Source organism: Terrabacter sp. 2RAF25 (assembly GCF_052115265.1).
GTDB lineage: Bacteria > Actinomycetota > Actinomycetes > Actinomycetales > Dermatophilaceae > Terrabacter.
Window position 1 is genome coordinate 1 of sequence record NZ_JBFRGJ010000062.1, and the last position, 417, is coordinate 417.

Annotated in this window: 1 protein-coding gene; it reads right to left on the minus strand. The window is 49.4% G+C overall.

Going from position 1 to position 417, the window contains the following annotated elements:
• The coding region (locus AB4091_RS21950) for a hypothetical protein (RefSeq protein ID WP_442295049.1) at positions 1-323 on the minus strand (323 nt) is incomplete at its 3' end.
• Positions 324-417: the final 94 nt, after the last annotated feature.

Here is a 417-nt window from a genome sequence, read left to right on the forward strand (position 1 = left end):
TCGCTGGTGCCACCAAGAGACGACATCAACAATCCTGCCAAGCTTTCGCTCGTTGAAATAAGAGCGTTTGTTACTAAGTTAAATTGCGCCCAATTTACCGAGAAGATTGCGACGAGTGATAATTTTATGATGGTTATGATCGTAGTGCGGAAATCCACCGCCCGATACTGCAAAATGCCATTCATCGCAACTAGGGCGACCGCCAACGTCGCCAGTAGACTTCCAATCACGCCAACTGGACTGGCAAGGACGCCAAAGTTGGTCTGACCCACGTTATCGAGATAACCGTCCACCGACCCAACCATCCAATCAACGATAGCCACTTAGGTATTTTCCTCGGCACAGATCTTGTTGGCTTCAGTGTTAAGAGCCGCGTTTCCATCGCTGATTGCTTGGTAAACGGTTGTCACTCCGTCC